The following is an 8,722-nucleotide window of genomic DNA, read 5'->3' on the forward strand; positions in this document are numbered from 1 at the left end:
CCAGCTTCGTAGTGCAGACGCAGGATGGTTTTGATCTTTCGCATTGGGAGTCTCGGTGTAGCCAAAACTGTGCGCTCAATTGAAATGAGAGCGCAGCTTAACGACTAATAAAAACAATGCGTTAGATCTTATTCTGATCGATGATGATCACTGATTCTGGCATCGTGATCAGTGATTCTGACAAGTTGATCAGCGATTCTGGTCAGAGACCAAAAGTGATCACCTTCGGAGCAGAATCGATGATCACATTCAATCAGAACGGGTGATCACCATGGATCAGAATCAGTGATCAACAAGCCCCGGAATATGCACCAGCAATTGCCTTATACAGATCTACTGGTTTTGTGGAATATGGCGTTGAGCCGGATGCCGTGTGTATCAATGGCCAGTTTCACGATGGTGTCCACATGACGCTAGTCAAGCCATGACAATGCCATGGACAGAGAACACATCACGAGGTGCCCGTATTGGGTTATCGCTACCCTGAACTGGAGGGAGTGCCGTTCGCACGCAGTGGACTTGTCCCCTGCAAATTGATCAGATCGCCCCGTTCACCCACCAACGTCACACGGCGCAAACCCAGTGCCCCCTTCAATGGCCAGCTGAAAATAGTGAACAAATGACCGACTAGCGTACGGCTATCAGCTCTCGATACTGCTTCAGCCCCCGGATCTGCATCACTGCAAACACCAGCACCGCGACAGCTACAAGATCGACAACGTGTGCTCCATCTTGTCGGCAGATGTGACTATGAGGACGAACGTCTTTGGCCCTCCTTATGATGTGCAGGCCAGCGCACTATCATCATCCTTGGTCGAGGTGAGCCGAGCAACTCCGCGCAGCAGTCCATCCGAAAAATAAAACGTTTACCGAATAAACCGAGACGGCAACTTTGACCACGCTACTACTGTGGAGGGTGATTGGAGAGCAGATAGAAACAGCTCGGTGGTAACCGGGTTATCTCGTGACATACACGATTACAAAGTGGTATCGATTTCCAAATATGGCGATATTTCCCGGTTTTCCTCAGTTGCTACAGCAGATTGAACGTGCCTCTTTTGACAAGAATCGAGATTTGAGCCTCCAGCAAAGCAATCTGTCAGTGAAAACACAGTGATACAATATGAAGGGTCATACTCGATATTGGCTTTGTGTTGATTTAGAGCCTGGTAACAAAGGCATTTTTGGGCAATTGATTTTCTTTCCATGAAAGCACCTGAACGTCTCCATGTGCCATGGCTACTGCTGTTACTGATATCAGTCAGCGGGTGTGCAACAACTTCGACACTGAACCAGCCCCTTCACGAAAGAAAACCTTTGGTCATGAGTGGCGTCAGGCTTGACCTTGCCTCTCTGCGAGACGAATCCGCAATTACCGAAAGATTTGGTGTTTCCCCGCCAGCCTATCCATTGTTGGATCTGCCATTCAGCGCCGCACTGGATGTTTTCGTGCTTGGGTATACCGTTCCAGTGGCATTGTTCTATCAGCACTGAGATCACGATTAGCAATCCACGTCACAGCTTCCACGAACATGGCAATGACTTGACTGAAGCCCTCTGTACCGTAGACAGAGGGCTACTTGGCTCAGCCCGGCTTAAACAACTGAGGTAGACCCAGACGCCACAGTCCTGGTTTGGTGCTTGAACATCGCAGGCAAACGATCAAACGTATCTGAATCCAGATCCGGTTTCAGCACACTTATCACATCTTCCAATTTCTCAAGCTGTCGAATCATCTGTTCCAACTGGTCACCCGCTTGCACCTGCAACCAGATGCGGCTCTGCTCACTACCGGATATCGGCAAGCAGACAATACCTTCCACGTTGAAAGCACGCCGTGCAAACAGGCCGCAAACATGCGACATGACACCGGGATGGTTACGTACAATCAGTTCGAGTACGGGAAATTGATTCTGCATGGCTATTCTCCGAGCATGTGTGTGTTGGCAGCGCCAGCAGGCACCATCGGATACACCTTTTCTTCAGGATTAGTGAAGATATGAATCAAGCATGGCCCTGGCTTGTCAATGGCTGCCTTCAATGCCGTTTCAGGATCGTCAGCAGCATTCAGGTCACAGGTGTCCAGGCCAAAACCTGCCGCGATAGCCAGAAAGTCGGTTTTCTGCAGATACGTCGCGCCGTATACATTTTCTCGGTAGAACATGCTCTGCTGCTGATGCACCAGGCCCAGCGCTCGGTTGTTCATGAGAATGATCTTGACATCCAGATCATTTTCAGCGGCTGTGGCCATCTCCTGAATGTTCATCATCAAACTGCCATCACCGGAAAAGCACAAGACTTTGCGTGACGGCTCGGCTAACGCCGCACCAACGGCCGCTGGCAGACCAAAGCCCATGGTGCCCAAACCACCTGACGTCAACCATTGACCCGGACGATTGAAGGGGTAGGACTGTGCTACCCACATTTGATGCTGGCCCACATCGGTCGTGATGATTTCGCTGCCATCGACGCATTGCGCTACGGCGCGAATCACACCAAAGTGAGTCAACGGGTCTTCGATGCCCGGTCGGTGATCGGGAAACTGTGCCTGCATGTCGCTCACCGCTGCCAACCACTCTTCACGACCATCTGAGGTAATCCGTGGCAGCAAACGCGTCAGCACCTCGCCCACATCACCCTGAATGGCAATATGTGGCTGGCGGATTTTGCCAATTTCAGCGCGATCGATATCCACATGAATGATGCTGGCATTCGGGCAAAATTTCTCAGCCAAGCCAATAGCACGGTCATCGAAGCGTGCACCCAGTACAACCAGCAAATCCGCCTCGTTCATGATCAGATTGGTACTACGCGCCCCGTGCATGCCCAGCATACCCAGAGACCGTGGATGGTCCGTTGGCAATATGCCCAAACCGTTCAGCGTCATGGTGGCAGGTAAATGGCCGTGTTCTGCCAGCTCTCGAACCTGCTCTACCGCATTCGTGGCACCGCCACCCACATACAGGATGGGACGCTCGGCAGCATTGATCATCGCCGCCGCATCGAGAATGCTCTGCGAGCTGATCTCCGGTAAGGCGGGCCTCTCGATGAGATAAGCGACGTCGTCATAGTCCAGCTCAGCCGACTGTACATCCTTGGGGACATCAATCCAGACCGGCCCTGGCCGGCCCGATTCTGCAATCGAGAAGGCTTCGTCAATCACACGGGGCAAATCCGCAATGTCACGCACCAGATAGTTGTGCTTGGTAACAGGAATGGACAAACCGTAGGTATCGACCTCCTGAAAGGCATCCGTACCGATCATGTCGCGAGGTACTTGACCGGTAATACACACCAGGGGGACGGAATCCATGCGCGCATCGGCAATAGCCGTGACCAGATTCGTCGCACCTGGACCACTACAGGCGACACAGACCGCCGCTTTGCCGCTGGTACGAGCCATGCCTTGCGCGATAAAGCCAGCGCCTTGCTCATGACGAGCCAGCACGTGACGAATACTGCTTTCGCTCAGTGCATCGTAGAGTGGTAGCACCGTACCACCGGGGATACCAGAGATCATGGTGATGCCCTGACGTTCCAGCAGATGCACAATGAGCTGCGCACCAGAGATTCGTCGGGTTTGAGGTAATTCGGTGGCCAAGGTTGCCATGCTTCAGTCCTGTATGAGTCTGAGCCAGCGCAACTTTAAGGCGGGGGAAACAAAAAACCCCGCCAGGTTTGCGCCGGCGGGGTTTTGAAATCAGTGTGTTGACTCAACCCCTACGGCACGAAACCGACGACCACGACAAGCACCACCACCACGACATCAAGCGCAGCTTTCAGCAGATTAACTTGTGTGAACGACAAAGCCATTAGGGGAAAAATTGGATCAACAGTTGTTTGGTGGTATGGAGTATAAGCAGATTTCCATACGCTGTGCAAGAGACACGGAAGTTGGGGTGGAAAAGTGCCGGCCCATTGATATTGGTGACCGAATTCGTAGGCTTTGTCGCAGGCTATCGGGAAGGTGGCGTGCTTTCAGGACTCGCTGCCGCAACCATGACGTTGGGCCGCTCACCTTGTGGACCCCAGGCTTCGAGACTCTGGATTGGCGCGTTCTGATCCTGACTGGCATCTGCGCAGTGGCTGTTTTCGCCTGGCATTGGTCAATCCTGAAAGTACTACTCATGGCGGCGGCACTAGGCCTCTTGACGTCAGGTGTCTCGACAATCATTTGAATGGAGAATGGACACCTTATAAATTCAGCAGATCCCCATACTCATCCACCAGGGTCACACGACGCACCGCTGGGAATTGCCTGACCTTTTCAACCAGCCTCATATCCGCCCAGACCAGGCCTGTGGACAATGCATCGGCAAGCGTCGCCGTCTCCGCTTCAACAGACACGGTCGACCAGGGGCGACGATCATCACTGGCCTGCCCTGTGGGCAGGAATATATGGCCGTGATCACCGATGGGTGTCGCCAGCGGGCTGGAGGTGGCCACTGCGGAATCTTTAAAGGTATGCGTGTCAACCATCCCGTGGCTCGGGTTTGACAAGCCCAGCGTCCACGGACCGCCCGTACCTCTGTATTCGCCAATATTGACCAGCGATTGCGTGAAGCCAAGTACCTGAAGTCGTTCTGATACCAGGTCTGTCGCGAAACCCTGGGCGATGCCGTTGAACGTCAGCGCCTGACCCGGTGCCAATGCAACACGAGCTGCATTGAATCGAACCTTTTCCCAGCCGACCAGATGCGAGACCTCTGCCGGGTCACGCCCCTGTACGGCATTGTCCCACAGCGGTTGCACACTGGGATCAAACAGGCCATCGCTGAGGCGGTAGGCCAGATCGGCTGACCGCATGAGCCTGAGGAAATGCGCAGATGGACGCAGCACACCGTTCTGGTTGAGCTGCACCAGCGCCGATTCAGGGTCGTACAGGCTGAACAGCTTCTCGGCTTGCCTGATCAACAAGCGCGCTTCACTGATTGCTTCATTCGCCGCTCTTTCGGGCCCGCGTATTCTCAGGCTGACTTCACTGCCAAAGGCACGCCCGTGCCAGCGGTGAGTTTCTGCCGCGACAGCGAACGTGGCAGGAAAGGTGGCGGTGATCGAAAGGAATCGTCGACGACTGATCTTCATTCCACCGCCACCCTGATCTGACTCAGTTTCGATTGACGCCCCTTCCCCTCAAGGATCAAGGGTACGCATTTGCTCGGATCGTCATGGATAGTCACGCAATCCAGGCACTGGAAACATTCCGAGTATTCTACTTCACCGGTTTTCCGGATCGCACCGTAGTTGCATTTTACACGGCACAACTGACACGGCGATCCACACTCGACACGCCGCTCTATCCAGCCACGTACCCGCAGAAGGCCACCGATAGCCATCACCGCCCCCAGAGGGCACAGGTAACGACAAAAGCCCTTGAACAGAACCATTGACAGGAGCAGCAAGGACACCGCATAGGCCACGTAGTACCACTCGCGGATAAAGAAGGTGGTGATGGCTGTCTTGAATGGCTCCACTTCTATCGCCTTGTCCAGCACGGATGGCAGCGTGAAGATCAGTGCGATCAGACCTGCCAGAACCACGTACTTCAGGTATTTGAGTCGAGCATCCCAGACGGCGCTCGGCTTTATCTGAGGCAGGCCCATCAATCGGCCCAGATGATGCGCAAATTCCTGCAGGGCACCGAATGGACACAACCAGCCGCAGAAGAGCCCACGCCCCCACAACACGAAGCCGACGATGGTCACGACCCAGAGCACCAGAGAGAAAGGATCGTAGAGAAGAAACGCAAAGCTGCCACCTTCGAAGGCGGTCCGCACGATGGCAAGCGGGGTGGCTATGGATAGCTGGCCCTGCCCCCACCAACCCACGAACGCCACGACAAACGCCAGGATTCCCAGGCGTACAGGCGTGAAATGGCGATGAGCGGCAAGCGTGTTCGTCGACGATAGCAACAAGCCTGTGAGGCCGACAAGAAACACGCCCAGAATGATCAGATCGGTTTGTCGATTGCGCAATGCATCCACCCACGGCGGCGCGGGCTTGATCACTTCGGGACGTGTGTAGAAGCGCTCGGGGGCCACATAATCCACCTCCAGCGTTCGGGAGCCGATCTCCGGCATGAACGATCCATGGGAGCGCAGGGCCTTGATCTGCAGTGTCCATTCCGAAATGGGGTCAAAGCCCAGCCGGCGGTCGGTGCGAATGACCAGCTTGGCCCCGTCATGCAACGCATCCGGCACGGCATCGTTCAGCTCGACGAAGATATCGCTGTCACGAAAGGCAATGGGGAAACCCCCTTGCTCGGCACTGATCAGGTCCGGTGCGGTGTTGCGTACGAAATCCTCCGTTACCAGGCCGTGCCGTGCCGCATCAATTAGCAGCACAGGCTCAGTGGTGTCCTTGATCTCCAGAAAATCCTGCAGCTCTGCGAAGCTCTCCTCACTCAGGACGGCTTTTGCAATCGACGGCGCCCCCACATCCACCACCCACAAATCCAGGTAAAGCCCATCAGGATCATCCCTGGCCTCCGGGTCATCGTCCTCCCACAGCGTGTCGGCAAAGGCGGCATCCATCTCGGCATTGGTCACCTTCATGCGTCTGACAATGCCTTGTTCGACCAGCTCGTCCCAGGTTAGCTCTTCCACATGATCGGCTTTGGGGAAAGCGGGAGCACCCGTGCTGATACCACTCATTTTCTCGCGCGCAACCTGCAGCGATGCCGCCAGAATGCTCTCGTGCGCAATGCGCACGGAAGCGGTCCCCTTGGTTACCCCATCCAGATACACCAGTGCCGAACCCTCGCTGGCAGACCCGTATGGCGTGCCTACAACCAGGGATTCGGAAATTGAGTGACCGCGATATTGCCTGAAGTAGTCGATGAACAGATGTTCGGGCAAGCCCGACACGAAGATGGGCTCGTTATGCGAAATCAGTTGCACGTCAATGAAACGACCTTCCAGATCGAGCACCACCAGCAGGTTGATGGCCGCACCGGAAAAACCGGGTAATGGCGCCAGGGGTTCCGTCTCGAAGACATACCCCGCCTCACCGCCGCCGCTGTTGAGCAGTTGCCACACACCCCTGTCATTGACAGCGTCCCCCAAGCTCATGGGCGGCGTGATATAGGACTCAAGTGCCTCCCGGCTCAGGGGTTCGTCCGCCGCGCTCAGTGATGCGCTGACCAGCAAGAACACGGCGTACAGGGCGACTTTCAGCAAGGCTCTCAGTTGCAAGGCAGGCATCCGCCTTGTGTGCTGGCACGTCCGTTCTGTCCAGGGCAAGTCATGAATACGGGTTCGTCGTCGGGAAAAACGTCGGGATCGGGACCATGCACATGGCAGGCTTGTGCAATGATTTCAACGTACTGACCCAGAGGCGTCAATGCTACCTTCGGACACCGCTTGCCCGGCAGCCAGAGTCCGGACTTCTGACACCTCTCATGCCTGACGAGAGACTGCCTTTCGTATACCGTATGCAGGAACTTGAATGCAGCTTGTCGAACCATGTCCCTGGCTTTCGGTCGTGACCACCTGGCCATCCCCGGCCCTTCCGTAATTCCCGATCGCGTGTTGCGCGCCATGCATCGCAATGCGCCGAATATCTACGCCGGCCCCCTGGTGGATCTCACCAAAGGCTTGCTGGACGACCTGAAGCGCGTGGCCGGCTGTGAAGGATATGCCATCTTCTACATCGGCAATGGTCATGCCGGTTGGGAGGCCAGCCTGTGCAATACGCTGAGCCGTGGGGATCGTATTCTGGCACTGGTAACCGGACGCTTTTCGCTCGGTTGGGTGCAGATGGCGAGGCAGCTCGGCATCGAGGTGGAGACCCTGGAATTCGGGGTGACAGAGCCCGCCGATCCGGCGCGTGTTCAGGCCGCTCTCGAGGCCGATACCGACAAGCGGTTCAAGGCGCTCATCACGGTGCAGACCGACACCTCAACCTCCACCAGCAATGACATTCAGGCTCTGCGCAAGGCGCTGGATGCCGCCGACCATCCGGCGCTCCTGATGGTGGATGCCATCGCCTCTTTCGGCTGCGAACCCATGCGCATGCATGACTGGGGGGTGGATGTGCTGCTCACGGCCAGCCAGAAGGGTCTGATGACACCACCGGGGCTTGCCATCGTCTTCATTGGCGAAAAGGTCTGGCCACTGCACGAGGTGGCAACGTTGAACACGCCGTACTGGAACTGGAAAGCCCGAGCCAGGCCATCTGTATTTCCGGATCATTTTGGTGGCACACCACCCACGCATCATCTCTTCGGTTTGCGAGAAGCGGTGGACATGCTGCTGGAGGAGAGCATGGAGCATGTCTGGGAACGTCATCGCACACTGGCAGGCTGTGTGTGGGCGACCGTGGATGCCTGGAGTGCCGGCGGGGAGATTCGCTGCCATGTGCCGAACCCGCTGCACCGCTCCACGGCGGTCACCGCCGTCGATACCGCCGACGGGGATTCCAATCGGCTGCGAGACTGGTGCGAAACACAACTGGGCGTCGTGCTCGGTGTCGGGCTCAAACCCACACCCACTGCCACGGTGGTCGATACCGGCTTTCGCATCGGCCACATGGGCCACTTGAACCCTGCCATGTTGTTCGGCACTCTGGCAAGTATTGATGCCGGCCTGAAGGCGCTGGATATCCCGCATGGCAGCGGCGCACTGGAAGCGGCCAGTAGCTGGATTGCCCAAGGCTTGCGCCCGTCTGAGCGCTAGAACGTCAATGCGTCAATGCGTCAATGCGTCAATGCGTCAATGCGTCT

The 8,722-nt window shown here is 56.0% G+C and carries 6 protein-coding genes; 2 read left to right on the forward strand and 4 right to left on the reverse strand.

The genetic code is table 11. From position 1 onward, the window contains the following. The first annotated feature begins 1,323 nt into the window (after positions 1–1,323). Positions 1,324–1,494 (forward strand): YceK/YidQ family lipoprotein, encoded by a 171-nt coding sequence (locus ACUNV4_RS11950; protein WP_430878781.1) that lies wholly within the window; start codon positions 1,324–1,326, stop codon positions 1,492–1,494. A 101-nt stretch (positions 1,495–1,595) separates the two neighbouring features. On the opposite strand, the gene ilvN is transcribed toward ACUNV4_RS11950, so the two are convergent. The 4 genes from ilvN to ACUNV4_RS11970 all read right to left on the reverse strand — a co-directional run bounded on the left by ilvN (position 1,596) and on the right by ACUNV4_RS11970 (position 7,193). Next, complete coding sequence (ilvN, locus tag ACUNV4_RS11955; RefSeq protein WP_430878782.1) at positions 1,596–1,919, reverse strand: acetolactate synthase small subunit; 324 nt, start codon at positions 1,917–1,919, stop codon at positions 1,596–1,598. Positions 1,920–1,921: 2 nt separating this feature from the next. Next, the gene (gene ilvB, locus ACUNV4_RS11960; protein WP_430878783.1) at positions 1,922–3,610 is read right to left on the reverse strand and encodes an acetolactate synthase large subunit; all 1,689 of its coding nucleotides are present in this window, start codon (positions 3,608–3,610) and stop codon (positions 1,922–1,924) included. A gap of 584 nt (positions 3,611–4,194) precedes the next feature. Continuing rightward, positions 4,195–5,085 carry an FAD:protein FMN transferase gene (locus ACUNV4_RS11965; RefSeq protein WP_430878784.1) on the reverse strand — a complete coding sequence of 297 codons (891 nt, stop codon included), beginning with the start codon at positions 5,083–5,085 and terminating at the stop codon, positions 4,195–4,197. Continuing rightward, positions 5,082–7,193 carry a 4Fe-4S binding protein gene (locus tag ACUNV4_RS11970; RefSeq protein WP_430878785.1) on the reverse strand — a complete coding sequence of 704 codons (2,112 nt, stop codon included), beginning with the start codon at positions 7,191–7,193 and terminating at the stop codon, positions 5,082–5,084. The genes ACUNV4_RS11965 and ACUNV4_RS11970 overlap by 4 nt, the downstream gene beginning before the upstream one ends. 270 nt (positions 7,194–7,463) lie before the next feature. On the opposite strand from ACUNV4_RS11970, the gene ACUNV4_RS11975 reads away from it, so the two are divergent. Then, positions 7,464–8,675: a pyridoxal-phosphate-dependent aminotransferase family protein gene (locus ACUNV4_RS11975; RefSeq protein WP_430878786.1), complete on the forward strand. Its 1,212-nt coding sequence runs from the start codon at positions 7,464–7,466 to the stop codon at positions 8,673–8,675. Positions 8,676–8,722 lie beyond the last annotated feature (47 nt).

This window comes from Granulosicoccus sp. 3-233, from assembly GCF_052681095.1.